Origin of the sequence: Marinobacter sp. SS13-12, assembly GCF_030227115.1 — a bacterium.
GTDB lineage: Bacteria > Pseudomonadota > Gammaproteobacteria > Pseudomonadales > Oleiphilaceae > Marinobacter.
This window is the reverse complement of record NZ_JASSUA010000001.1, coordinates 688125-713227: the sequence shown is the minus strand read 5'-3', so window position 1 is coordinate 713227 and position 25103 is coordinate 688125. Positions and strand designations below refer to the sequence as shown.

The window sequence follows — 25103 nt, the reverse complement described above, 5'->3', positions numbered from 1 at the left end:
TTTATCTGGAGAATTGTTATGTCCAATGATGTTGTCATCGTATCCACTGCCCGCACGCCCCTGGCCAAATCCTGGCGCGGCGGCCTGAACATGACCCACGGTGCTACTTTGGCGGGCCACGCCATCCAGCACGCGGTCGAGCGCTCGAAAGTCGACCCCAACGAAATTGAAGATGTGCTGATGGGCTGCGCCCTGCCCGAAGGCTCCACCGGTAACGACGTCGCCCGCATGGGCGCCATCCGTGCCGGCCTGCCGGTCTCCGTGGCCGGCGCCACCATCAACCGTTTCTGCTCGTCGGGCCTGCAGGCCATCGCCATGGCGGCCCACCACATTGCCGTGGACCGGGTACCGGTGATGGTCGCCGGCGGCGTGGAATCCATCTCCACCGTCCAGGCCAACGTCAACCAGAACTACTTCATGGAACCCTGGCTGGCGAAGAACAAGCCGGAGCTGTACTGGTCCATGCTGGACACCGCCGAAACCGTAGCCAAGCGCTACGGCATCAAGAAAGAAGACATGGACGAATACGGCGTCCGCAGTCAGACCCTGGCCGCCAAGGCCCGCGAAGACGGTAAGTTCGACGATGAAATCGTGCCCATCACCACCACCATGGGCGTCGCCGACAAGGCCACCGGCCAGCTCAGCAGCCAGGAAGTCACCGTCAGCCAGGATGAAGGGATCCGCCCGGACACCAACCTGGAAGGCGTCAGCAAAATCCGCTCCGCGAAGGAAGGCGGCGTAGTCACCGCCGGCAACGCCAGCCAGTTCTCCGACGGTGCTTCGGCCTGTGTCCTGATGGACAGCAAGGTGGCCGAACAGCGCGGTGCCACCCCGCTGGGTATCTTCCGTGGTTTCGCCGTTGCCGGTTGTGAGCCCGACGAAATGGGCATTGGTCCGGTATTCGCCGTTCCCAAGCTGCTCAAGCGGGCCGGCCTGACGGTTGACGACATCGGCCTGTGGGAACTCAACGAAGCCTTCGCCGTTCAGGTGCTCTACTGCCAGCGCAAACTGGGCATCCCGATGGACCGCCTGAACGTCAACGGCGGCGCCATTGCCGTCGGCCACCCCTACGGCACCACCGGCTCCCGCCTGGTCGGCCACGCCCTGATCGAAGGCAAGCGCCGTGGCGTTAAATACGTCGTCGTTACCATGTGCGTCGGTACGGGTATGGGTGCTGCCGGGTTGTTTGAGGTTGCCTAAAGCCTGGGGAGAAGCGGCTGGCCGGTAGGGGTGTCCAAAACACGCTCCTTCGGCACGTCCATGTGACGCTCGAGCTCCGCCATCCATGGCTCCGCACGTTTTTGGACACCCCTACCGGCCAGCCGCCCCGAGCTTTGTGCAAGGTCAAACCTGCGCAGACTCTGAACGCAAGTCATGCATTGCCCAGGGCCAAGTGCAAAAGCAGGCACGAACAGACTCGAAGCGTCGGATGGGTATCCCCTTTCAAAACTGTACGGAGCCATGGATGGCGGAGTCCAAGCGCCCCAAGGATGGGCCGAAGGAGCGTGTTTTGAAAGGGGATACCCATTCGGCGCCACCCCAGAGTTTATAGGCCCGGCATTAAAAACCAACAGGCAACTCAGAAGTCAAAACCGTCAACCTCAGCCACCAGACAAGAGGTGCAAAATGGACCTGAATTACACCCCCGAACAAGAGGCGTTCCGCGCTGAAGTTCGCCAGTTTCTTGAAGACAACCTGCCAGACGACATTCGCGAACGGGTCCAGAAGCGACTGCGCCCGGACAAAGCGATGACCGAACGCTGGCAGAAGATTCTGTTTGATAAGGGCTGGGGTGCATCCACATGGCCAAAAGAATTTGGCGGGACCGGATGGGATCCGATTCAGCAGATAATCTTTGAGGAAGAATGTGCCCTTTCCGGTGCGCCCCGCCAGCTGGATTTCGGGCTGCGCATGGTTGCACCCGTGATCATGACGTTTGGTAGCGATGAACAGAAACAGCGCTTCCTGCCGGGCATCCTCAGTGGCGAAGACTGGTGGTGCCAGGGCTATTCTGAACCCGGCGCCGGTTCGGATCTGGCCTCTCTGCGCACCAGTGCGAAACTCGAAGGCGATCACTACGTGGTCAACGGCCAGAAAACCTGGACCACGCTCGGTCAGCACGCCGACTGGATCTTCTGTCTGGTGCGGACCAGCACCGAGGGAAAACCACAGCAGGGCATTTCGTTCCTGCTGATTGATATGAACACCCCGGGCATCGAAGTACGCCCTATCATCATGCTGGACGGTGAGCATGAGATTAACGAGGTCTACTTCGACAATGTGAAAGTGCCTGCCGGGAACCTGATTGGTGAGGAGAATCAGGGCTGGACCTACGCCAAGTTCCTGCTGGGCCATGAGCGCACCGGCCTCGCCAACGTGGGGCAGTGGAAAGCCTTGATGAAGCGCCTGAAAGAGGTGGCGTACCAGGAACAGGACGGCCAGCGGCCACTGATTGAGAACACCCGTTTCCGTGACCGGCTGGCGCAGCTGGACGCCGAGCTGCGTGCTCTTGAGCTGACCGTTTTGCGGGTGCTCACCGACAAGCGTGGTCCCGGCCCCCAGGCGTCGATCCTGAAAATCCGCGGCACCGAAATCGGTCAGCAGCTGTTCGAGATGTTGATGGAAGCGGGCGGCCAGGATGCCATTGCGCACATTCCGGAAGCGCTGGAGCTGGATTACAACGGGCCACGTGCGGGTTCTATCGATGCCACGCCGTCTGCCGGCGATTACTTCAACATGCGCAAGCTGTCGATCTTCGGCGGGTCCAACGAGATCCAGCGCAATATCATTGCCCAACTCGTGCTTGGTCTGTAAAGAGCCATCAGCTTTGGAAGTTTGGAGAGACGTCTATGAATTTTGATCTGACCGAAGAACAGCAAATGCTGAACGATTCCCTGCGCCGCTTCGTAACCAACGAGTACGGCTTTGAAAAGCGCGGGGAGATTATCAGTTCCGGAGCAGGCATCGACAAGGCGACCTGGTCGAATTTCGCCGATATGGGCCTGCTTGGTTTCAGCTTTCCGGAAGACTACGACGGGCTGGGCGGCAACGCCGTCGACACCATGGTGGTGATGGAAAACTTTGGCCGTGGCCTGGTGGTGGAACCCTATCTGGCCACAGTGGTTCTCGCCGGCGGGCTGATCCGGGATGCCGGGAACGATGCCCAGAAAGCGGACATCCTTCCCGGCATTGCCAGCGGCGAAAGGCTTCTGGCCCTCGCTCACTTCGAGCCGGGCGCCCGCTACAACCTGAGCCAGGTGCAGACGACCGCCCGCAAGGATGGCGATCATTTCCAGATCAGCGGCCAGAAAACCGCTGTGCTCCATGGCGGCCAGGCCAACCAGTTGATTGTATCCGCGCGCACCAGTGGCAACGTGAACGATGAATCCGGCCTGTCCCTGTTCCTGATGGACAGCAGCGCCAAAGGCGTCAAAGTGGAGGACTTCGCCACCCACGATGGCCACCGTACCGCCGAAATCAGCTTCAGCAACGTCATCGTCAGCGCCGACAACCTGATTGGCACCATTGATGAGGCTTTCCCGGCCATCGAAAAAGCCGTGGATCTGGGCATTGCCGCCCTTTGCGCGGAAGCGGTTGGTGCCATGGAAGCCATGAACGCTGCTACCCTTGAGTACATCAAGACCCGCAAGCAGTTCGGGGTACCCATCGGCAAATTCCAGGTATTGCAGCACCGCATGGCAGACATGTTCATCCAGACCGAACAAGCCAGAACCATGGCCATCCTGGCTGCCAGCGAAGCGGACTCCGATGACCGCGCCAGCCGCCGGGACGCCATCTCCATGGCCAAGACCCTGGTCGGGCAGGCCGCGCGTTATGTGGGACAGCAAGGGGTGCAGCTACACGGCGGTATGGGCGTGACCGACGAAATGTTCGCCGCTCACCTGTTCAAGCGCCTGACCCTGATCAACCTGCTGTTCGGCGATGCCGATCATCACCTGGCACAGGTCAGCGACGGCCTGCTGGCCAGGACCGCCTGAACCAACAAGGAGAGAGCCATGAGTGTAAAACAATTACTGGACCTGACCGGCAAGGTCGCTTTCATCACCGGCGGCTCCCGCGGCCTCGGGCTGCAGATGGCCGAGGCTCTGGGCGAGCTGGGCGCCCGAATTGCGATCAGCGCCCGCAAGCAGCATGAACTGGACGATGCCAAAACACACCTCGAAGCCCAGGACGTTGAGGTGGTGACCATTGCTGCGGACCTGTCCGATCTGGAGGGCATTCCCGCGGTGGTGGATCAGGTGGTCAGCCAGCTTGGCGATATCGACATCCTGGTCAACAACGCCGGTGCCACCTGGGGTGCGCCAGCGGAAGACTACCCGGCGGAAGGCTGGATGAAGGTGATGAACCTGAACGTGAACGCCGCCTTCTTCCTCACCCAGACCGTGGGCAAGCGCTGCATGATTCCCCGCAACACCGGCAAGGTGATCAACATCGCCTCCATCGCAGGCCTGTCCGGCAACCCGGAAGGCATGAAAACCATCGCCTACAACACCAGCAAGGGCGCCATGGTGAATTTCACCCGCGCGCTGGCGTCCGAGTGGGGGCATCACAACATCAATGTGAACGCCCTCTGCCCGGGCTTCTTCCCGTCGAAAATGTCCCAGGGGCTGCTGGATGCCCAGGGTGACAAAATGCTGGAGCGTATTCCGCTGAATCGCTTTGGTGGCGAGGAAGATTTCAAGGGCGCCGCCGTACTGCTGGCCTCCGAGGCCGGGCGGCATATTACCGGGCAATGCCTGGCCGTGGATGGCGGCACGCTGGTCAGTTAAGCGTGTTCCAATAATTGGTCACAGGCACTGACTGACCTGTTCCGGATCCAGGTTGCCGCCGGTAATGATCAGAACCGTGGTCTTCTCTGGTTCAGGCGCAGCCTGGTTTTCCAGTAACGCTGCCAGGCCTACGCTGGCGCCGGGCTCGACATAGAGCCTGGCCTCGGTCAGCAGCCGCCGCGTGGCCTCCCGGATACCTGCCTCGGTAACCGTCACAATCCGGTCCACCACCTGGCGGGACGCAGCATAGGTGCAGTCCCCCACCACCGCCGGGGCCAGGCTGGCAGCCCAGGTATCCACCGAATCCAGACTGGCGCCCGCATCCTGCTTTTGCCAGGCATGGAACATGGTGGCCGCACCTTCCGGCTCTACGCCAATCAGCTCCACCTCCGGCCGCTGCGCCTTGATGGCCAGCCCGAGCCCGGAAATCAGCCCACCCCCGCCAATGGGGCACAGTACCCGATCCACATCCGGGCGCTGGCGCAGCAGTTCCAGCCCAACGGTGCCCTGCCCGGCCATGATGCGGACATCGTTATAGGGGTGAACCAGGGTCAGCCCTTTCTCATCCCGCAATTCATGGCACAGGGCCACCGCCTGCTGGATTGTGCCGCGCACAATCACCTCGGCACCCAGCGCCCGGGTACGACGAATCTTCAACGGGCTGGAGCCCTCGGGCATCACCACCGTGAGCGGCACATCCTGCATGGCCGCCGCCCAGGCCAGGGCGATGGCGTGATTCCCGGCAGAGACCGTCACCAGGCCGGCCCTGAGCTCATCAGCACTGGCAGTCAGCAGCCAGTTCAGGGCGCCACGGGCCTTGAAGCTGCCGGTGCGCTGAAAACTCTCGCACTTCAGCCCAAGCGACTGGCCCATGGCAGCATCCAGGTCAGGCACATTCAGAAGTGGCGTTTCGCCCAGGTGTGGCCGAATGCGCTGCTCCGCTTCCAGAATCCCGGATATGTCAGGAAGGGTTGGTTTGGCCATGGCACTGTCTCCTTTTATTCCCTTAACCAAACCATGGCTCCATCCAGGCAGACGATCAAGTGGCCGGCGCGGCTTCGCCCACTTCTACAGCCTCTGGCTCACACACATACTGCCCCGCATCAAACCGCCGCGTCTGCTGCCGGAACTGCCAGGTGAAGCCCGGCCAAAGTGTGGTGTTCTTGCCATTTTCATTCACATACCAGCTCTTGCAGCCGGTCTGCCACACAGAGTCGCCGAGTTTGGCGTGAATTGAGGCGTTATATTTGCTCAGAGCGTCTTCCTTCACTTCCACACTCTTCCAGCCGTGCTTCTGCATTTTCATCAGGGCATCCAGCACGTACTGGATCTGGCTTTCGATCATGTAGACCATGGAGCTGTGGCCCAGACCGGTGTTGGGGCCCATCAGCATGAAGAAGTTGGGGAAGCCGGCAATGGTGCTGCCCTTGTAGGCTTCTGCGCCGCCTTTCCAGGCATCCAGCAGGTCCTGGCCGTTACGGCCGCGCACCATGCCGGCGGGGATCGGGTCCTGGGCCTTGAAGCCGGTGCCGTAGATGATGCAGTCCACTTCCCGCTTATTGCCGTTGTTATCCACGATCACATTACCGCGCACCTCGCGGATGCCGTCGGTCAGCACGTCGACGTTGTCCTGGGCCAGCGCTGGATAGTAGTTGTTGGAGATCAGCACCCGCTTGCAACCGAAGTGGAAATCGGGGGTGACCTTCCTGCGCAGTTCTTTGTCCTTGATCTGGTTGCGGATGTGGCGGCGTGCCTGCAACTCACCGATCTTGAGGATGCGTGGATTGCCTACAAAGCCCAGCACCCGGGCCTCGAGCATCCAGTAGATGCTCTGGCGGAAAGCATTCAGGGTCTGTGGGAACTTGCGGAACATCATCCTTTCCAGCGGGCGAATCTCGCGGTCTGGCTTCGGCACAATCCATGGTGGAGTGCGCTGGTATAGATCCAGGTGGGCAGCGTCTTTGGCCACTTCCGGGACGAACTGGATGGCTGAGGCGCCGGTGCCGATCACCGCAACGCGCTTGCCTATGAAATCGTAACTATGGTCCCAATCCTGGGAGTGGAAGCTTTTACCGGTGAAGGTCTCAATGCCCTTGATATTGGGGTAGGCCGGAGTGCTGAGCCCCCCCATACCGGAAACGACGACATCCGCCTTGAAGGAGCTGAACTCGGGCAGATCCTTGTCCTTACGGTCCAGTTTGTCGCCGGGGTTCAGGCCTTTCTTCTGCATGTAGGCCCAGAGTTTGGGGCTGTCACAGGTTTCTACAGTCCAGCTTCGGGTCTTTTCATCGAATCGGGCGCCGGCCACGTGGGTTTTCAGGCGCACATGTTTCATCAGGTCGTATTTTTCAGCGCAGCCCCGCAGGTAGGCCTGGATTTCTTTCTGCTGGGCGAACATGCGGGTCCAGTTGGGGTTCTGTTCGAACGAGAAGGAGTAAAGTGCAGACTGGACGTCACAGGCGCAGCCGGGGTAATGGTTTTCGTGCCAGGTACCGCCGACGTCGTCGCTCTGTTCGAGGATGACGAAGTTGTCGTACCCGGCTTCTTTGAGTTTGATGCCCATGCCCAGGCCGGAGAAACCGGTGCCGATTATGGCGATCTGTGCGTTCTGACTCATACTTCCACCTCGCTGTTCGCTGGCCATATGGCCTTGCCTGTTGTTGTGTGTTTCGCCATGATGTCTGGCGGTATACACATGTATACATAACGAGGTAGACAGCTGTATACTTTGATTCGTTCTGAAATGGGTTATTGGCCTGGCTTGGTAAGTGACCGTCCTCTTTGACCTACTGCTTGGGAGTTTGGGGAAATTGGGGAGACCCTTCCGAAACACGCCTCAAGACGTCCCTGTGCGGCTTGAGCTCCGCCATCCTTGGCTCCGCACAGTTTCGGAAGGGTCTCCCCAATTACCCCTTTCTAACCTAGGTGATACTTCATGACTGTTTTGACGGGTGGAAAACTCAAGTTGATTCAGGCAGCGCTACGGTTAATCAACCAGAGCCGCAGTCTGACGTCGTTAGGATTACGGGAACTTGCCCGTGAGGCCGGGTTGAACCCGAATACCTTTTACCGTCACTTCAAGAACCTCGACGAGTTCGGGCTGCAGGTGCTGGGATACATCGCCGAAGACATGAAATCAGGGGTACGCGAGTTGCGGCGGATGGCGGAATCGTCCGAGCAGGCGTCCCACGATACTGTCACCTTTGTTTACCACTACTTCCTGGCCAATCCGGCGGCGACTACTGTGGCGGTGAGGGAACTTCATGGGCCGTCGCCGTTGTTACGAAGAGCGCTTGAGTCCCAGCTGGATGCCAGTGCGAAGGAGATGGCGGAGGATATTATTGAGCGGCAGCTGGTCAGTGCTGTGGCGCCGGAGACGATTCACGAGATTTCACGGATGACCATCCGCTACATCCTGTTCCGGGCCATGGATTACATCGAGAAACCGGGTCAGCGGGAAGCCATACAGCAGGAAACCGAGCGCTTTATCAATCGCCAATTCAGAGGTGCGATGCTCGACCATCTGCCCCAGACGGAAGTCGAGAGCCTTGCCCAGAAGTACGCCTGAAACCGCTCCACCCCTCCTCTTCGGGCTAAACCGAGCAAATCTGGGAACTTGCACTAGTATGTAGGTATCCAGACAACTGGTTCATCGGGCAATCCGGAGGACGCACCAACCATGAAAATCGGTATCCCCAGGGAAATTTTCAAGGATGAACGGCGGGTAGCAGCCACGCCACCCTCCGTTCACAAACTCATTGGTCTTGGTTACGAGGTGGTCGTTGAAGGCGGCGCTGGCGAAGCCGCGAACTACTCGGATGAGGCCTATGAAAAAGTGGGCGCAGCCATAGCAGCTGATACCACTTCACTATGGCGGGAAGCGGACTTTATTCTGAAGGTCCGGGCGCCCATGGAAAATCCCGCCCTCGGCAAACACGAAGTGGATCTGATGAAGGAAGGGGCGTTTCTGGTCAGCTATATCTGGCCGGCGCAGAATCCGGAGTTGCTGGAGAAGCTGGCAGCCAGAAAGATTACCGCTTTCGCCATCGACAGCCTGCCACGCATCAGCCGTGCCCAGAAGATGGATGCTCTCAGCGCCATGGCCAATATTGCCGGCTATCGCGCGGTGATTGAGGCAGCCAATAATTTCGGGCGTTTCTTTACCGGGCAGGTGACGGCGGCTGGCAAGGTGCCGCCAGCGAAGATTATGGTGATCGGTGCCGGCGTGGCTGGTCTGGCTGCGATCGGCGCTGCCAACAGCATGGGCGCCATCGTGAGGGCTTTCGATACCCGGCTGGAGGTGAAGGAACAGGTCGAAAGCATGGGCGCCGAGTTCCTGGAGCTGGATTTCGGTGACGAGGAAGGCAGCGGTGGTGGCGGCTACGCCAAGCAGATGAGCGACGAGTTCATCAAGGCAGAGATGGCACTGTTTGCCGAGCAGGCCGAGGAAGTGGATATCATCATTACCACTGCGCTGATTCCCGGCAAGCCGGCTCCGAAGCTGATCACCGCCGACATGGTGAAATCCATGAAACCCGGCAGCGTGATTGTCGACCTGGCGTCCGAGCGCGGCGGTAACTGCGAGCTGACCGAACCCGGCAAGGTGGCCCACCACCATGGCGTGACGCTGATTGGCTACACCGATCTGCCAAGCCGCATGGCCAAGGTCGCCAGTGATCTTTACGCCACCAACCTGATGCACCTGCTCACAGAGCTGACTCCGGAGAAGGACGGCACGCCACAGGTCAATATGGAAGACGATGTTATCCGTGGCCTGACGGTGGTGCACGAGGCCGAGGTTACCTGGCCGCCACCCCAGCCGGAGGCCCCGGTCAGCCCGAAACCGGCGCCGGGTACCGAGGAACCCTCTGCTGCAGACAAAGCTGCGGCGAAGAAAGACGCCGACCGCCGCAGCCTGATTGGCAAAGGCGCCCTGCTGGTGGTGACGGCATTGGCGCTTTACGGGGTCGGTGCCCACGCACCGGAAAGCTTCCTGCAACACTTTACGGTGTTTGTGCTGGCCTGCTTTATCGGCTGGCAGGTGATCTGGAACGTGACCCCCTCCCTGCACACCCCCCTGATGAGCGTGACCAATGCCATCAGCGGCATCATCGTGATCGGTGCCATTCTGCATCTGGCCCAGGCGGAGAACCTTGCCGTCGGCATCATGGCCTTTGTCGCGGTGCTGATTGCCAGCATCAACGTGGGGGGCGGCTTCCGGGTCACCCATCGTATGCTCAAAATGTTCCGCAGGTAGGAGACGCCCGATATGAGTACAGGACTGGTGAGCGTGGCCTACGTGGTCGCAAGTATCTGCTTTATTCTCAGCCTGGGTGGCCTCAGCCACCAGGAGTCGGCGCGGCGCGGCAACCTCTATGGCGTAGCCGGCATCATCATCGCGGTGGGGGCGACCCTTGCCAGCGTGGACGGCGGCGTCACTGCTATTGTGATTGCGGTGCTTCTCGGCGCCGGCATCGGCATTCCCATCGCCAACAAGGTGGAAATGACCCAGATGCCGCAACTGGTCGCCCTGCTCCACAGCTTTGTGGGCCTGGCGGCGGTGTTGGTTGGCTTCTCCGGCTACATCGAACCACTGATTGCAACTGCCGGAGCGGAACACACCATCAAACTGGTGGAAGTATTTGTAGGCATCTTTATCGGTGCGGTGACCTTTACCGGGTCGCTGGTGGCCTGCGGCAAGCTGGATGGCCGAATCGACAGCAAGGCCCTGACCCTGCCCGGCCGGCACCTGATGAACCTGGTGGCGATCATTGCCTGCGTATTCCTGGGCGCCTGGTTCCTGGGCACTGACAGCATGGCGCTGGGCATCATTGCCCTGGTGCTGATGACAATCATTGCGTCGGTGCTCGGCATTCACCTGATCATGGCGATCGGCGGCGCCGATATGCCGGTAGTGGTGTCGATGCTCAACAGCTATTCAGGGTGGGCTGCTGCCTCCATCGGCTTCATGCTGGGCAATGACCTGTTGATTGTCGTTGGTGCCCTGGTGGGCAGCAGCGGTGCCATCCTCAGTTACATCATGTGCAAGGCCATGAACCGGTCCTTCATCAGCGTCATTCTTGGCGGCTTTGGTCAGACAACCAGCAGCGCCAGTGCCACTGATTCCGACCAGACGGTGTACGAATCCAGCGTCGACGATGTGTGTGAAGAATTGCGCAATGCCGACTCGGTGATCATTGTCCCCGGTTACGGCATGGCAGTGGCCCAGGCCCAGAATGGCGTCAGTGATATGACGAAGATACTGCGGGAGCGGGGCGTGAACGTACGTTTCGGCATCCATCCGGTGGCCGGTCGCCTGCCCGGGCACATGAACGTACTGCTGGCGGAAGCCCACGTACCCTACGACATCGTGCTGGAAATGGACGAGATCAACGCCGATTTCCCGGAAACCGATGTGGTCCTGGTGATCGGTGCCAACGACACGGTGAACCCGGCTGCTGCCGAAGACCCCGGCAGCCCCATCGCCGGTATGCCGGTACTGGAGGTATGGAAGGCCAGGCAAGTGGTTGTCCTCAAGCGGGGCATGGCTACCGGTTATTCCGGTGTCGAAAACCCGCTGTTCTTCAAGGACAACACCCGCATGCTGTTTGGTGATGCCAAGGAGAGCATCGACAAGGTGGTGAGCGGGTTAAGGGATTGATGCTAGCGGGGCCTGATAGCTCAGGCCTCTTTTGCGAAGAACCGCTCGATCTGCCGGGCATGGCTCTGGCCATCCCGGTAGCCCAGTTCGATCAGATCACGAGAGAAACGCTTGTCGAACAGCAGGAAACTGGCCAGGTTGGCGCTGGAAACCGGCGCCGAATCCGACGCGCCGGTAAGCCGGCGAAGCACCAGCGGCATGGCATCGATGTACTTCATCGCAAGGTCGTTGATGGGTTCTGACGGTGAAATTTCCAGGATATCCACCGGACTCAGGTCAAGCCCGGATTCCTTCAGCCGTTCCTCTGGTATCAGCTCCAGTAACTGGTTAATCACCCGCGAGCGGTCGATGTCGTAATCCAGCGTATCCAGGAACATGCCGTTGAACACCTGAGCCAGCACCTGGGTCAGCGTTGGCATGCCGGGCTTTTCCGGGCGTTTTGACGGGCACATGGCGTTGGCACTGACGCCAATGACCAGTACCTTGCGGGCCCCCAGACGCAATACCGGGCTGATGTGAGCCATCTGCCGGGTAACGCCGTCGCCAAAAAACTCACGGTTGATTTTTACCGGCCTGAACAGCGTGGGAATCGCAGAGGACGCCAAAATATGGTCTATCGTCAGCTCTGTGCGGGCACCGCCACGCTGGCCCACTGACCAACCCTCAAGCCCATCAGCACCCTCGAAGAAACAGATATTCTGGCCAGAGGCATAACCGCAGGCATTGAGGCCCACAGCGTCGATATGGCCTTCGCGGATGGTGTTGCGAATGCTTTGAAAGTCAATTTCCTGCTCCAGCATCTTTCGCAACGGCGCGCTATCGAGGAATGATACCGGCCCACCCCCGACCGGTTGGCTGATCATCTTGCGGGCAACGTTGCTGAAGCTGCGCATCAGGCTGATGGTATCCGCCCGGAACACGCGATCCATGGTCAGTTCCGACCACATCTTTTCCAGGTGATCGATATTGTGGCGGAAAAGCCCGCGATTACCCGCCACTGCCATGGCATTAATGGCACCGGCGGACGTACCGATAATGACACTGAACGGGTGACTCCAGTCCGGATACATATCGGCGATCGCCCGCAGCACACCGACCTGATAGGCCGCCCGCGCGCCACCCCCAGTGAGCACCACACCGGTTTTGCTCATGATGTTGCCCCGTCCATAGGCCTGCTATCAGTCACGCCTGCCTGATCCGCCGGCGCTTTCTGGCAAACGGATTGTTGAAGCTGGAGTCATGCCCCTGCAATCTGGCTTCGGGGTGGTTCTTCGTCATCAGCTCCTTGACCTTGGGAATATGCTCCTTCGGCGCATCCACCATGATCAGGTACTTACCTGCCTCTATGTCCTGGTGAAATGGCTCGATACGGTAGTTTTCACCCTGTATACCGCCAAAACCACCAACCCAGCCACCGGCGACCACAACAAAGATGAACAGGGCAATCCAGGCAGCTGCCGGCATTTGCAGCACATCCAGCAGTGCCATCGGAACCAGAAATGCGAGCGCCAGTACAAAACCGGCTATGGCACCGCGTTCCACATACCTGGGCAGATCCGTGCGGTCCAGGATGGACGCTGTGTGTAGCTGGTGGGTATACAGGCCGGCCTCGTCCTTGCTGACAACGTGGAAACGCCAGTCGGTGACGCCATGCTCATGAAGGTCGTCGGAAATTTCCTTTGCACTGTCAATCGAAGATACCAGATAGAATAAACGTATCATGGTCTTGCTCCTTCTCCGCCAATCAATAAGGCGTTCTTCTTATGACAATCTAGTTCAAAATCTCCGGTTTTACGTAATCTGGATCAGCATGACCGGGCCCGCAAGTGCAATCCCCCAGGCAAACAGGGCAATAAACCCATCCTTCGAAATCATCGCGAGACCAAAAGTCATCAGTGCCAGGCCGGCAATACTGGCACTGAACGGAACAATCTCGGTTGCCGGCAAAGCCACCGAAATGAACATGCAGGCCAGCGCCATCACATACAGCCCGAGCCCCCTGACCAACGGGGTCAAGCGCGGGCGAATCAAGCGGTCAATGCGCCGGGCAGGCGGGCGCAACAGTTCCAGCCCCTGCACAAGTTTCTTGCGGGGAATTTCCCGCTGCGCCAGCCAGCCGGGCAGCCAGAAGTGCTTTCGCCCCATCAGAACCTGGCTCAGGGTCAACAGGGTAAGCAGCCCCATCAGCGTCGGCATCCCCGGCATTCCGCTCAGGGGGGTTACCAGAATCAGCCCCACCAGGAGCACCACCGGGCCAAAACTTCTGCGACCCACCGAGTCCATCATTTCTCCGATGGAAACGTGAGACCGGTTGGCCGCTCCGGCTTCTATCCGGTCCAGTAGGTCCTCGATATCAGCAGGATCGCCGTGAGAGTCCATGGCCACTGTCTCCGGATAGTCCAGCATTTACTCGGTGGTGTTGTACACGTAGGACGACACGGTTCCATCCTGATTGAAGCGTACCACCAGGTCCGTGGTTTCAGCATCACCAAAGGCGGACCAGCGGTATTTGCCATAAGTCCAGGTGCGCTTGCCGTCTTCAACACCCGTGCGCCAGGGTTCGCCGAACATCTCCTGAATCTCCGAACGGGTGGTTTCCCCGATTTCAATCTGGTCCACATTGTGGGTGGCGAAGTCCTGGCCCACTGTGGCGCAGCCGACAAGGGTTAACGACAAGGCTAGCAGGACAATGGCAGAAAAAGATGTAACAGACTTCATGGTGTATCCCTTCTGTTGTTAATCAGTACATCAATCATACGGGTTTTGAAGGACGGTTAAATTACAGCACGGACAGACAAAAAAAGCCCCGGCGGTTGGCCGGGGCTCATCGTCAACGCATGGTGTATTCAGTAAAGCTTCGCCAGCGACTTCTTCGCAAAGGGCGCCACTTCACCGATGCGGCCTTCCTTTACTTTCACCAGCCATTCCGGGTCCTGCAGCAGGGCGCGGCCTACTGCGATGAGCTCGAATTCGTTGTTGTTCATACGCTCAACCAGTTCGTCGATGCCGGACTGCTCCACCGCTTCCTTCTTGCTGGCAAAGGTGCCGCTGATGAAGTCTTCGGTCAGTCCCACGCTGCCCACTGACATGGTCGGCTTACCGGACAGCTTCTGGGTCCAGCCCGCCAGGTTCAGGTTGGAACCTTCAAATTCCGGCTCCCAGAAGCGACGCGTGGAGGCGTGGAAGATATCGACACCGGCTTCAACCAATGGCTTCAGAAACTGCTCGAGCTCTTCCGGGCTATTCACCAGCTTCGCTTCATAGTCCTGCTGCTTCCACTGGGAAAAACGCAGCATGATCGGGAAATCCGGGCCCACGCGGTAGCGTACGGCTTCGATGATTTCCACCACAAAGCGCAGACGGTTTTCCATGCTGCCACCGTACTCGTCGTCACGCTGGTTAGTGCCTTCCCACAGAAACTGGTCCAGCAGGTAGCCGTGGGCGCCGTGAATCTCCACGCCATCGAATCCCAACGCCTTGGCATCCTGAGCCGCGTCGGCGAAGGCATTGATAACATCGTCAATATCTTCCTTGCTCATGGCCTTGCCATTGGGCTTACCCGGCGCGAAAAGACCGGAAGGGCTGTAGCCGGGCACTGCCGGGTCCGGCTCCGTTCCTTCCTTTCGTACCGCGCCTACATGCCACAGCTGGGGGAAGATAGCGCCACCGGCGTCATGCACCGCGTCCACAACATCCTTCCAGCCGGCAAGGGCTGTGTCACCGTGGAAAAACGGCACGTTGGGATAACCATTGGCGCCGGGGTGGTTCACCGTGGTGCCCTCGGTGATCAGCAGCCCGACGCCACCTTCGGCGCGGCGGCGGTAGTAGTCCACCACCTCGTGGTTCGGCGCATTGCCCGGCGAGAAGTTGCGGGTCATCGGAGCCATGGCAACGCGGTTGCGCAGGGTCAGGTTATGGATTTCGAAAGGCTCAAACAGGGGACCAAGGTTCATGCTCATAATAGATCGCAACCTCACTAATCTGGTTTCTTTAAGCAACCTTATTCAATCTGGTTTTAAAATGCAACCCTATTAGGTACACTGCCAGACATGGCCAGAAAACGTTTTGATGATTCCAGTTGCTCCGTCGCCCGTGCCCTGAATGAAGTAGGGGACTGGTGGTCACTGCTCGTGGTGCTGCACGCCATGTATGGCACGCGCCGCTTTGTGGACTTCCAGCAGGAACTGGGTATCGCCCGCAATATTCTTTGCGACCGGCTGGCACGGCTGGTGGACAACGAAGTGCTCAAAAAGGTGGAAGTGGGCGAGCATGGCTCCCGCTTTGAATACCGCCTGACCGAAAAAGGCCGCGACCTCTTCCCCATCGTGATTGCCCTGCGCCAGTGGGGCGACAAGTGGAACCCGGCGCCGGACCAGGCAGAGCTGGACTTGCGGGATCGTGACACCGGGCGAACAATTCGCCAGGTGGAAGTTCAGGATGCCGACGGTCACCCGCTTACGGTTCGTGATGTGTTTGTGCCGGAAAGCAGAAAGAAAGTCGGCTGACAAGCCGTGGAACTACCCCCTTCTTTCAATTTCTTGAGTTGAATCAATCTCCCGGTGAACTCGGCCTGCCGGGCCCATCGCACTTGCGCTAAATCAAGTTTCGAGTCTCCACAGTCATTAACCTGTAGTCATCGATTATTCAGGTTCAAGGAGATGACAATGTCCCGTACTTTCACCCTCAGCGTTCTGGCTGCCGGTATCCTGGCTGCTGCCCCCTTTGCGCAGGCGTATGAAGCCGGTGATTTCATGTTGCGGGTCGGGCCCGCACACGTCGCCCCGGATGATTCCAGTAGCGACCTGGCCTTCTCGGGCAGAGGCCCGCTCGCCGGTCAGAATCTGGCGCTGCCCGGCACCGGTGTGGCTGTCGATTCCAACACCCAGTTCGGGATCACCGCTACCTATATGATCACGTCCAACATTGGCGTTGGTCTTCTGGCGGCTACTCCGTTCAAACATGATATCAACGGTGCTGACGGCCTGAGTGGCTTTGGCAAGTTCGCCGAAACCAAACACCTGCCGCCAACGCTGACTCTCCAGTACTACCCCATGGAAAGTGCCTCCCGCTTCCAGCCCTATGCCGGCCTGGGCGTCAACTACACGACCTTCTTTGAGGAAAAGACCACCGGCAGGCTGAATACGGTGCTTGATTCCGTCGCACAGGCAAATTTCGGCACCCCTGCGGGCACTGTTGACGGCTCGAAACTGGATCTGGATGACAGTGTTGGCGTGGCCCTGGAGTTGGGCGCGGACTACATGTTGAGCGAGAATTTTGGCCTGAATGCGGCTGTCTGGTGGGTTGATCTTGATACTGACGCCACCATTACGGCGCTGTCCGGAAATACCGAAGTGGGAGAAATCACCACGGATGTGGAAATCGACCCGCTGGTTTACATGGTGGGCTTTACCCTGAAATTCTGAGCCCCGTGCCCGCCGGAAACCTCACGGTCTGTGGGTTTCCGGAAGGTACGTCCTCCAGTGCGGGGCCTGCGGGCCCCGCTTTTTTATGGAGAAAACCGAATCAGGCAGTTTCGCGCTGGGGTGAGCGCCTTGCCTGGCCACCGCTGCCATTCTGGCTACGGCCACCACTGCGACCGCCCGGCTTGCCGCCAAAGCTGCGACCATTACCAGCCGGTTTACCATTGCCACCACCGTTACCGGTGCGACCACGGGCGCGGCTGGGATCCGGCTTACCCTTGGGTTTCAGCGGCAGGTTGTTGGTCGGCTCAAAGCCTTCTACCGATTTACGCGGCAGCTGCTTCTTCAGCAGCCTTTCAATGCCCGCCAGCATCGAACCCTCATCAGCACTGACCAGCGACAATGCGTGGCCGCTCTCACCAGCACGGCCGGTACGGCCAATGCGGTGAACATAATCTTCCGGCACGTTGGGCAGCTCGAAGTTCACTACCTGGGGCAACTGTTTGATGTCCAGGCCACGGGCCGCAATATCGGTTGCTACCAGAACGCGCACTTCGCCCTGCTTGAAGTCGGCCAGGGCACGGGTACGGGCACCCTGCGACTTGTTGCCGTGGATCGCAGCCGCGGTAATACCGTCGCGCTCCAGCTTCTGGGTCAGGCGATTGGCGCCATGCTTGGTGCGGGTAAATACCAGCACCTGCTCCCAGGCGTTATCACGCACCAGTTTGCTCAACAGGGCGGTTTTCTGGCTCTGGTCTACCGGGTAGACAGACTGAACGATGCTCTCGGCAGCCGTATTACGGGCCGCTACTTCCACCTGAACCGGGTTATCCAGCAAGCCCTCTGCCAGCGTACGGATTTCTTTGGAGAAGGTGGCTGAGAACAGCAGGTTCTGACGCTTGGCCGGCAACAGCGCAAGAATCTTGCGTATGTCGCGAATAAAGCCCATGTCCAGCATTCTGTCGGCTTCGTCCAGAACCAGGATTTCCACTTCGTTAAAGCGAACTGCGTTCTGCTGGTACAGGTCCATCAGACGACCGGGTGTCGCCACCAGCACGTCCAGGCCCTTGCGCAGCTTCATCATCTGCGGATTGATTTTTACGCCACCGAAAACCACGGCGGATTTGGTGGGCATGTACTTGCTGTACAGGGCCACACTGTCGTGTACCTGGGCCGCCAGCTCGCGGGTGGGAGCCAGAATCAGTACACGCGGGCCCTTGCCGGTGCGGGGATTTTCCGCCAGGCGCTGCAACAACGGCAGGGTAAACCCTGCGGTTTTACCGGTGCCCGTCTGGGCGGCTGCCATTACGTCCCTGCCAGAAAGTACGGCGGGAATGGCCTTGGCCTGAATAGGAGACGGGGTTTCATAACCCTGGTCGGTAGTGGCACGGACCAGTTGCTCGGACAGACCGAGTGAAGAAAAACTCATATTGGATAACTCTTGATTAGTCTGCCTCCACGAACACCACTCTGGGCGAATGCGGGCAGATGCCATGAAGATTCATGGAATAAAAAACGACTACGGTCACACTCCGTTAACGGGGCGACGTCCTCTGACAGGTCGTATGGATGGTTCGCACGGGGCTTAATGCCTTGAACTGCGGAAATCCCTAGAGGCAGGATGGTGAGCACACTAACAGAGTGTTTCGGGAATAGCTATAGGGTACGACCACACCCCGCCCCGAAGGGCAGGGTTGGTGGATTGATAATCAGCGCACGCTCTATCTTCCTCTTTATCGCACACCATCCCGGCGCAGGGCGGCCGGCGTGTACTCTCTGGAGCGACGCTCGGTGCCGTATGTATAAGGCTCACTCTCTTCGTTGGTCAGCCCCATGACCAGATATCGGCCGGACAGCAGGTCATACAGTGTCTCGAAAGCGTAGGCAGGGATATTGGCATCGTAGATCTGCATATTGTGCGCCTCAGCGACCCGCCAGAGGTTTCCACGGCCATCGTAATGATCCACCACTGCGATCTGCCAGGTATCCTCATCAATATAGAAATCCCGCTTGCCATACACGTGGCGCTCACCATCCTTGAGGGTGGCCGTTACGTGCCAGACCCGATGAAGTTCATAACGGGCGAGGTTCTGGTCAATATGCCCCGGCTTGATGATGTCCCCGTAACTCAGCTCTTCGCTTGCCAGACGGTAGGAGTTATAGGGAATGTAGAGTTCCTTCTTCCCTTTGAGCTCCCAGTTGTAGCGGTCAGGGGCGCCATTGTACAGGTCGAGGTTATCGGACGTGCGCTGGCCGTCTGCTGCGGTGCCTGGTCCGTCATAGGCCACATTCGGCGCCCTGCGCACCCGGCGCTGACCGGAATTGTACAGCCATGCCCGGCGTGGCTCTTCAACCTGGTTGATGGTTTCATGAACCAGCAACACATTACCCGCGAGCCGGGACGGTGCGGTAATGGCCTGCTTGAAGTAGAACATCACGTTGTCATCCTGCCCCGGCTCGTAGTCTTCCAGTGCCACCCGTTCGGTGAACGACTCGGTAAACCGCACAGGGCTGAAATCCCCGTTGGGCTGAGGTGTCACCTGAGCCACATTGCGGGTAAAGGAGCCACCGCGATAACGGGTAATATGGTTGAAGATAACCTCAAGGCCATTCTGCGGAATCGGGAACGCTGTTGCAGTCTTATAGTTCTCAAGGCCATTTCCACTTTCAATCAGCTCGACCGTAGTCGCATTCTCAATGGTCTTTTGCTGAACATCTTCAGGATAAGTACCCGTGCGGCGGGTCTGGTAGACCGGAATAAAGTAATCATCATAGTTCTTGATGGTGGCTATCTGCCCAGGTGACAGATTATCCGAGTACTCGTCGACATTGCTCTGGTCGATCCGAAAAAGCTCTTTATCCTGCGGGAACGGGTCTGTATAGCGCCCATCACCCTTGTAGCTGGCGGGCGCCTCGGTCAGCCCTCCCGTCCACTCGGGAATCTTATCCCCGTTGCCGGCTTTTTCGGCACCGATGGGAGTCAGAGTCTCGCCAAGTCTGGCGGCTTCTTCCTGCGACACCGCAGCCATCGAATGGCTTGAGAGCAATAGGCTCCAGGCAATTGCCCCGTATAACACGTTTCTGGAAGAGTTCATCATCAGATTCTCCTTGGTGGTTGTAATGGGCTCAGAATGAGTAAGAAACAGAGGCCGCGATGAAATCGCGATCGTTGATAACGTTGTATTCGCCTCCGAAATAAGTGGTGTAGCTCAGGGTTGCCTTGTAGGCGTTCTGGTAATTGGCATCGATGCCAAGACCCACCGACTTGTTACCCTCGTTGAAATTGCCACCGGGATCGGGGGCATAACCTTTCACGTCATGGGAGAGGAAGACTTTCGGCAGAAGATTCACGCCGGCAAAGGCACTGGGGTAATCCCAGGCAAACAGGGCGCGGTAACCCCACGAAAATGAGGTGGTGAAGCCATCACTGCCACAATTACTGGCGTTGATGTTCAGGCGGGGGTCATCATCGGTACCCTCACTGCAGAAATCACCGGTGAAGCTATCACCGTCCAGCGGTACCGGCCCCACACCATAGATGCCAGAACGTCCGTAACGGGCTTCCGATGTGCCGGGCAGGTCGTGAACGTAGGTGGCGCCGACTTCCGCCACAATGATGAATCGCGCTGCACCCATAACCCGGTCGATGAAGTGGATCGCCGTGGCCTGGGCCTGGGAAACGTTGTAACGGTCGTAACCGTCCACCGCCTTGCCGGCATAGTTGAAGTCAGGATCCTGGTCCCTTTGTTGCTGTTCCAGTTTGCTGATGACCTGGCCATCAGGGCCCCGCTGCTGCAACCCGCCATAGATCAGCTCAAAGGTATTCCACTGAATCGGCATGTTGGGGCGGAAGCTGTATTCGGCACCCAGCGACGTGCCGGTTGGCAAGGTGGTGTTGAAGCTGACGCCGTAGAGATCGATGTCGCCGGGGTATTCAATGAAGTAGCTCGGGAATCTCGAATGTGGCAGGTTCGGGTCGCTTTTCTGGTTGCCCTGCGGATCCGAAGGATTATTCACCACGCCACTGATGTAGGGCAGCCGGCTGTGATAACGGGTGTAGTAGAAACCGAGCTCGGCGCCCAAGTCTGTAAGATACCAGCGCACAGCGGCACCAAACTGATCCTTGTCACCGGGCTCCCTGTCACCCAGGCGCGGCGACACAAACCCTTCCTCGAGGGCCTGGGAATCCGGTACCTGACCTGCAAGCAGTACCGGGCCACATCCATCCGCGGCAACATCCGCCGAAGAGAAGAACGTGCCGCAGTCATCAATCCGGAAGCTTTCCCAGTCAGTCTGAACAAAGCCTTCCACCGTCACTTCCGGCGTAATCCCGACGGATGTGTAGAGCAATTCCACCGGCAACAGAACGTCCTTCAGTTCAGCACCAGGCGCCCGGAAGGCCGGCACATCAATGGGGTTGACCGCATTGATACCCCCAAGAATAAAGGTGCTTTCGCCCCAGTTAACCACCTGGCGGCCATAGCGAACCGAAACCGGCGTATTGCCGAAATACCAGTCGGTAAAAACATAGGCGTCCAGCAGGTCGGCACCGGCTGCGTTATCCCTCGCTTCATCATTGAGGGTTCTGCGCTGGCCCACCGGGTCCTCGGCGCGGGGGTTATCACGCAGTTCATAATCGTAGTAGTAGGTGCCCCGTAACAGCGCCCCGATCCTTGTCAGATAGTCGCTGTCCGGCGCGTAGTCGAGGAACAGCTCGCTGCGGCCCTGAACCCGCTGGGAGTAGGGCTCGTATTGCTCGAAATTGAGGTTGCCATCGTCGAAATTGTTGGACGAGGCACCGGTATTGCTGAACGCGAATTCCGGCCCCAGGTTGCCTTGTGAGATCAGGTCCTTGTCCTGATCCTGCAGCCGGTAGCCGATCCCCGCCGTCAGCGTGGTGGAAAAAGACGCATCGATTTCATAGAAGTCGAAATCAAAGGCCGTAGCCGGGGCAGCGGCGAAAAATGCGCTGACAGCCAGTGCCAGGCGCGTGCGATGCAGGTTTGTTGTTGTCATTGGTTCGTGACTCCACATTTTCTGAAGGCGTAGCCATCCCCGTGGATGGAATTTTTCGCCATCGATAATCGAGGTTTGATCGGGAATGCGCCGCCGGGAAACGGCGACGCTGTCTTCAGGGTCCGGGTGCTCTAGAGAAGGCCACCATCCAGCAGACCGTCACCGCCGTCTCCGCTGCCGTCGTCTGTACCGCTGCCTGGCTCATCACCGGCATCGGTATTGCCATCAGCGGAACAATCGGTCCCAGAGGTGTCGGCGTCCTGGACGACACAGGGGTTGGTCACCGAAACCGTGCCGTTACTGAACAGCTCCAGCATCTGGGCAATCATCTCGTCGAATACCGCCCGTGATGAGAAGCCATCGGCGCTTTTCTGACCCGCAGAGACGGGGTTGCCGTGGGAGCCTTCCAGGTAACGGGTGATAGCTGGAAGTCCATTCGCCAGGGGGGTTGATACCGCGCCCATGCCTGCTGCCAATGGGTCAGTGCCGGCGAGAGGGGCATTTTCACTGCTGATCACGAATCCGGTTTCAGCAACCGTGGTTTCAAGTGCTCCCATTGAATACAGCAGCTCGTCGGCCGAGTTGGGAACGGTATCGTCAGTCGGGCGCTCCGGGTCACCATCCACCCCAACGATTTCGGTTAACAGGGTGTTGGTATCCCGGTAGAAACCGGCGTAGGCGACCGGGTCTGCAGAATCCAGCAGGCCCTGGAACACATTGAAGTAGATGTTGAGTTCCGTGCGCCCCTGGGCCAACAGGCCATCGGAGGCTGCATCCAGCCCTGGCAGAAGCTGTGGCGCCAGTGACTGCGAGTTTTCCAGCAGACGGGTGAACTGGCCACCGGTGTTCAGCAGGTTTGAAGCCTGAACTTCACCCAGGTTGCTGTTGCCGGCCTGGGCGGCGGCGTTGTTGACTGGAGGAAACGCTGCGCCGCCCATGCCACTGAGCGAGTGGCTGAGGAAATAAACACGGCTGGGGTCGATATTCAGAGTCTGCGCACAGTTGCCCGCCGCCTGACAGGCGTCGATGGCATCCTCTATGGCCTGCAGTGAGGCGTTGACATTGAGCAGGTCCAGCGCGCCCTGGCGCATGTTGTCCCGGGTGTTGGCGTAATTGGTAAAGTTCAGGAACAAACCACCCGATTCCGGTTCCTGCAGTTCCGCAGCGGGGACGGCATTCATCGCATCGTTGGCGGCAAACCCGAAATGGCGCTCGGTCGCCTCCGCCGAGGCCCCGGTCTGGGTTGTGATGGGGTTCAGACCAACAACACCTTCACCGAAGATCCCGTGCAGGGGCTGGTCGATACCGATGGTCACGAAACAATCGAAGCTGTTGTTCGGGTCAGCACAGGACAGACCGGCGGCGGTTGCCAGCGGCAGAATCGCGGAGCGGTCTGTGGTAATGGCATGCTGGTAGATGATGACCGGATAGCCATTCACCGGGGCCTGGCCAGCAATCACCAGCTGGTTTGTGTCAGGTGCTGCCACGACTACCGGGACCGTGGTCTCTCCGGTTTTCTCGACAAACGGAAAGCGGTAGCTGATGCGGTCTGAAGGTGCAGCTTCCAGGGAGTCGTTCTCGCTGAAGTCTGTCGGCGTCCAGCTGGCAGACTGTATGGCCGAGCCATCGGCTTCTTCCGGAATACCCTGGTAATACGGCAGTGAGATCTCGCCCTCATACACATGGATATTCAGCGGTGTGCCGGCGACTTCCTGCGCCAGCGCCGGATTGACGTCGCCGCCATCCCGCTGACTGAAGATGCGTACAGCCCGCGGTTTCGGGGTGTCAAGAACATCCTCTGCGGCGGTAGCAAGGGCCTGGGCTTCACTCTCCTGATCCGTCACGTTGTCCACCGCCATTGCTGCCGCCGTCTGCAGGGCAAAGGCTACGCGCCGGTCAACCTGGCTGTCGCCGACAATATCCCCGTAGCCGATCGCCATACCCTGGTCCCGCGCATCACTCAGCAAATTCGCCAGCTCCGCATCGTAAAAACGGAAACCGGTGTCGGTCAGAATCGTAAAGATCCGGTCATTGATGCTCTGCTGCTCTGCTGTCGCCGAGTCATCCAGGGGTTGCTGGCTCAGATTGTAGAAACCTGCTGTCAGTTGCTCCAGCCCTTGCTGGCGGGCCTGGATACGGAGGCTGGAGCGGAAAAACGTTACCGGAGCGGCATTGGCCAGCAGCACGTCATCGATTGCCGTGGTGGTGATGGTGGTGGAGAACACCACATCGTCAAAGGTGGCCGGAAACCCGGAGGCCGCATCAGCTTCCCGCTTGAAATCGAAGTAGTCGGAAACCAGCCGGCGGGCGGGCAACAGCGCTTCGCGGAATGGCTCGAAGGCGGCGTTGGAAAGTATCGCTTCCGGATCAGCCACCGACTGGTAGGTGGGTGCTCCCACCAGCGGCTCTCCCTCCGAGTCGACAATATCGTTGGTGATAGCCAGTGCGTAACGGGTCTTGGGCGCCAGGGGCTGAAGCGGCAGTACGCGAATCATGTTGTTCTGGCCACCATCGATATCCAGCAGCTCTACCCTGAGCTTTTCCTCGACCAGGGATTCGAAGATGGCGTCCGCTTCGGCGTTATTACCGCTCTTCTCCAGTGCTAACGCCCTCCGGTAGCGGCTCTCTGGAACGATTCCCGCCACTTCTCCGGTGGCTTGCCGCAGACTGTCACCACTGGCGTACTCCAGGGGAACCAGGAATACGTTCTGGTCAGGATTGGGAACAACCTCGCCATCCACCGAAATAAAATCCCGTGCGTCCAGTGCCTGCTGGCTGTCGATACTGGCGCTGATCTTGATGTCTATGGGGGCGAGAACAGAATTACCGTCAAGGAAACCAATGCCAGTGGTTACCGGGTTTGCCGGGTCACTGCCGTTGAGCATGGTGCCGTCATCAACTTCGCTCAGATAGAAGAGCGCGTCACTGGGAATGGGGAATTCGGTTTCCAGCGGATCGAAAAGCGGGTGGGTGCCACGCTCTAACCCCGGGTTGGTAATGGTGTAAGTCGGGTCCGCGTTTTTCGTGGTTTCGCTACTGCTTTCAAAACAACCTGTCAGGCCGATTGACGCGATAGCCAGCGTCAGTAGCGATGCTTGGCGAGTGAACATACTTGCATACCTCTGTTCGTTTTTTGTATTTCGGAGCACGTCCTGTGTCTTTCGGCCTTACACGGAAGTCTAATTGCAGTGGTTCCAAAAATTTTTTCGCTGCGTC

The 25103-nt window shown here is 58.8% G+C and carries 20 protein-coding genes; 9 read left to right on the top strand and 11 right to left on the bottom strand.

Annotated features, from left to right (window positions below; all coding sequences use genetic code 11):
• Positions 1-18 precede the first annotated feature (18 nt).
• The 4 genes from QPL94_RS03250 to QPL94_RS03235 all read left to right on the top strand — a co-directional run bounded on the left by QPL94_RS03250 (position 19) and on the right by QPL94_RS03235 (position 4790).
• Positions 19-1200 carry an acetyl-CoA C-acyltransferase gene (locus QPL94_RS03250; RefSeq protein WP_285355497.1) on the top strand — a complete coding sequence of 394 codons (1182 nt, stop codon included), beginning with the start codon at positions 19-21 and terminating at the stop codon, positions 1198-1200.
• Between the two features lie 426 nt (positions 1201-1626).
• Entirely contained in the window at positions 1627-2814 is a 1188-nt protein-coding gene (locus QPL94_RS03245; RefSeq protein ID WP_285355496.1) for an acyl-CoA dehydrogenase family protein, read from the top strand.
• Positions 2815-2849: 35 nt separating this feature from the next.
• Positions 2850-3998 carry an acyl-CoA dehydrogenase family protein gene (locus QPL94_RS03240; RefSeq protein WP_285355495.1) on the top strand — a complete coding sequence of 383 codons (1149 nt, stop codon included), beginning with the start codon at positions 2850-2852 and terminating at the stop codon, positions 3996-3998.
• An 18-nt stretch (positions 3999-4016) separates the two neighbouring features.
• The gene (locus tag QPL94_RS03235; RefSeq protein WP_285355494.1) at positions 4017-4790 is read left to right on the top strand and encodes an SDR family oxidoreductase; all 774 of its coding nucleotides are present in this window, start codon (positions 4017-4019) and stop codon (positions 4788-4790) included.
• Positions 4791-4808: 18 nt separating this feature from the next.
• Here QPL94_RS03235 and QPL94_RS03230 read toward each other — a convergent pair whose 3' ends face one another.
• Positions 4809-5774, bottom strand: coding sequence for a threonine ammonia-lyase (locus tag QPL94_RS03230; protein WP_285355493.1), 966 nt, complete (start codon positions 5772-5774; stop codon positions 4809-4811).
• Between the two features lie 55 nt (positions 5775-5829).
• Positions 5830-7407, bottom strand: a complete 1578-nt coding sequence (locus QPL94_RS03225) for a flavin-containing monooxygenase (RefSeq protein WP_285355492.1) — start codon at positions 7405-7407, stop codon at positions 5830-5832.
• A 318-nt stretch (positions 7408-7725) separates the two neighbouring features.
• Here QPL94_RS03225 and QPL94_RS03220 point away from each other — a divergent pair, with 318 nt between their 5' ends.
• From QPL94_RS03220 to pntB, 3 genes are all read left to right on the top strand, one after another.
• On the top strand, positions 7726-8358 hold the full coding sequence (locus tag QPL94_RS03220; protein ID WP_285355491.1) for a TetR family transcriptional regulator: 633 nt from the start codon (positions 7726-7728) through the stop codon (positions 8356-8358).
• Between the two features lie 111 nt (positions 8359-8469).
• Positions 8470-10047 (top strand): Re/Si-specific NAD(P)(+) transhydrogenase subunit alpha, encoded by a 1578-nt coding sequence (locus QPL94_RS03215; protein WP_285355490.1) that lies wholly within the window; start codon positions 8470-8472, stop codon positions 10045-10047.
• A gap of 12 nt (positions 10048-10059) precedes the next feature.
• A complete protein-coding gene (pntB, locus tag QPL94_RS03210; protein WP_285355489.1) occupies positions 10060-11451 on the top strand; it encodes a Re/Si-specific NAD(P)(+) transhydrogenase subunit beta in 1392 nt (463 codons plus the stop codon).
• Between the two features lie 20 nt (positions 11452-11471).
• Here pntB and QPL94_RS03205 read toward each other — a convergent pair whose 3' ends face one another.
• From QPL94_RS03205 to QPL94_RS03185, 5 genes are all read right to left on the bottom strand, one after another.
• Entirely contained in the window at positions 11472-12602 is a 1131-nt protein-coding gene (locus QPL94_RS03205) for a patatin-like phospholipase family protein (protein ID WP_285355488.1), read from the bottom strand.
• A gap of 31 nt (positions 12603-12633) precedes the next feature.
• Entirely contained in the window at positions 12634-13173 is a 540-nt protein-coding gene (locus tag QPL94_RS03200; RefSeq protein ID WP_285355486.1) for a hypothetical protein, read from the bottom strand.
• Positions 13174-13242: 69 nt separating this feature from the next.
• The gene (locus QPL94_RS03195) at positions 13243-13830 is read right to left on the bottom strand and encodes an exopolysaccharide biosynthesis protein (protein ID WP_285355484.1); all 588 of its coding nucleotides are present in this window, start codon (positions 13828-13830) and stop codon (positions 13243-13245) included.
• 27 nt (positions 13831-13857) lie between these two features.
• Positions 13858-14169 (bottom strand): outer membrane protein assembly factor BamE domain-containing protein, encoded by a 312-nt coding sequence (gene bamE / locus QPL94_RS03190; protein WP_285355482.1) that lies wholly within the window; start codon positions 14167-14169, stop codon positions 13858-13860.
• Between the two features lie 128 nt (positions 14170-14297).
• Positions 14298-15410, bottom strand: a complete 1113-nt coding sequence (locus QPL94_RS03185; RefSeq protein WP_285355481.1) for an NADH:flavin oxidoreductase — start codon at positions 15408-15410, stop codon at positions 14298-14300.
• Positions 15411-15500: 90 nt separating this feature from the next.
• Between QPL94_RS03185 and QPL94_RS03180 the strand changes: the two genes are divergently transcribed.
• On the top strand, positions 15501-15956 hold the full coding sequence (locus QPL94_RS03180; protein WP_285355479.1) for a winged helix-turn-helix transcriptional regulator: 456 nt from the start codon (positions 15501-15503) through the stop codon (positions 15954-15956).
• 159 nt (positions 15957-16115) lie between these two features.
• Positions 16116-16874, top strand: coding sequence for an OmpW/AlkL family protein (locus QPL94_RS03175; protein ID WP_285355477.1), 759 nt, complete (start codon positions 16116-16118; stop codon positions 16872-16874).
• 100 nt (positions 16875-16974) lie between these two features.
• On the opposite strand, the gene QPL94_RS03170 is transcribed toward QPL94_RS03175, so the two are convergent.
• From QPL94_RS03170 to QPL94_RS03155, 4 genes are all read right to left on the bottom strand, one after another.
• Positions 16975-18300, bottom strand: coding sequence for a DEAD/DEAH box helicase (locus QPL94_RS03170; protein WP_285355473.1), 1326 nt, complete (start codon positions 18298-18300; stop codon positions 16975-16977).
• A gap of 304 nt (positions 18301-18604) precedes the next feature.
• Positions 18605-19966 (bottom strand): DUF1329 domain-containing protein, encoded by a 1362-nt coding sequence (locus tag QPL94_RS03165; RefSeq protein WP_285357819.1) that lies wholly within the window; start codon positions 19964-19966, stop codon positions 18605-18607.
• 31 nt (positions 19967-19997) lie between these two features.
• Positions 19998-21887 carry a DUF1302 domain-containing protein gene (locus tag QPL94_RS03160; protein WP_285355471.1) on the bottom strand — a complete coding sequence of 630 codons (1890 nt, stop codon included), beginning with the start codon at positions 21885-21887 and terminating at the stop codon, positions 19998-20000.
• A 131-nt stretch (positions 21888-22018) separates the two neighbouring features.
• A complete protein-coding gene (locus QPL94_RS03155; protein ID WP_285355469.1) occupies positions 22019-24997 on the bottom strand; it encodes a hypothetical protein in 2979 nt (992 codons plus the stop codon).
• Positions 24998-25103 lie beyond the last annotated feature (106 nt).

Excerpts from the sequence above, each read along its gene's own strand:
- QPL94_RS03250 (WP_285355497.1), top strand. The coding sequence starts at position 19 with ATGTCCAATGATGTTGTCATCGTATCCACTGCCCGCACGCCCCTGGCC.
- QPL94_RS03245 (WP_285355496.1), top strand. The coding sequence starts at position 1,627 with ATGGACCTGAATTACACCCCCGAACAAGAGGCGTTCCGCGCTGAAGTT.
- QPL94_RS03240 (WP_285355495.1), top strand. The coding sequence starts at position 2,850 with ATGAATTTTGATCTGACCGAAGAACAGCAAATGCTGAACGATTCCCTG.
- QPL94_RS03235 (WP_285355494.1), top strand. The coding sequence starts at position 4,017 with ATGAGTGTAAAACAATTACTGGACCTGACCGGCAAGGTCGCTTTCATC.
- QPL94_RS03230 (WP_285355493.1), bottom strand. The coding sequence starts at position 5,774 with ATGGCCAAACCAACCCTTCCTGACATATCCGGGATTCTGGAAGCGGAG.
- QPL94_RS03225 (WP_285355492.1), bottom strand. The coding sequence starts at position 7,407 with ATGAGTCAGAACGCACAGATCGCCATAATCGGCACCGGTTTCTCCGGC.
- QPL94_RS03220 (WP_285355491.1), top strand. The coding sequence starts at position 7,726 with ATGACTGTTTTGACGGGTGGAAAACTCAAGTTGATTCAGGCAGCGCTA.
- QPL94_RS03215 (WP_285355490.1), top strand. The coding sequence starts at position 8,470 with ATGAAAATCGGTATCCCCAGGGAAATTTTCAAGGATGAACGGCGGGTA.
- pntB (WP_285355489.1), top strand. The coding sequence starts at position 10,060 with ATGAGTACAGGACTGGTGAGCGTGGCCTACGTGGTCGCAAGTATCTGC.
- QPL94_RS03205 (WP_285355488.1), bottom strand. The coding sequence starts at position 12,602 with ATGAGCAAAACCGGTGTGGTGCTCACTGGGGGTGGCGCGCGGGCGGCC.
- QPL94_RS03200 (WP_285355486.1), bottom strand. The coding sequence starts at position 13,173 with ATGATACGTTTATTCTATCTGGTATCTTCGATTGACAGTGCAAAGGAA.
- QPL94_RS03195 (WP_285355484.1), bottom strand. The coding sequence starts at position 13,830 with ATGGACTCTCACGGCGATCCTGCTGATATCGAGGACCTACTGGACCGG.
- bamE (WP_285355482.1), bottom strand. The coding sequence starts at position 14,169 with ATGAAGTCTGTTACATCTTTTTCTGCCATTGTCCTGCTAGCCTTGTCG.
- QPL94_RS03185 (WP_285355481.1), bottom strand. The coding sequence starts at position 15,410 with ATGAGCATGAACCTTGGTCCCCTGTTTGAGCCTTTCGAAATCCATAAC.
- QPL94_RS03180 (WP_285355479.1), top strand. The coding sequence starts at position 15,501 with ATGGCCAGAAAACGTTTTGATGATTCCAGTTGCTCCGTCGCCCGTGCC.
- QPL94_RS03175 (WP_285355477.1), top strand. The coding sequence starts at position 16,116 with ATGTCCCGTACTTTCACCCTCAGCGTTCTGGCTGCCGGTATCCTGGCT.
- QPL94_RS03170 (WP_285355473.1), bottom strand. The coding sequence starts at position 18,300 with ATGAGTTTTTCTTCACTCGGTCTGTCCGAGCAACTGGTCCGTGCCACT.
- QPL94_RS03165 (WP_285357819.1), bottom strand. The coding sequence starts at position 19,966 with ATGAACTCTTCCAGAAACGTGTTATACGGGGCAATTGCCTGGAGCCTA.
- QPL94_RS03160 (WP_285355471.1), bottom strand. The coding sequence starts at position 21,887 with ATGACAACAACAAACCTGCATCGCACGCGCCTGGCACTGGCTGTCAGC.
- QPL94_RS03155 (WP_285355469.1), bottom strand. The coding sequence starts at position 24,997 with ATGTTCACTCGCCAAGCATCGCTACTGACGCTGGCTATCGCGTCAATC.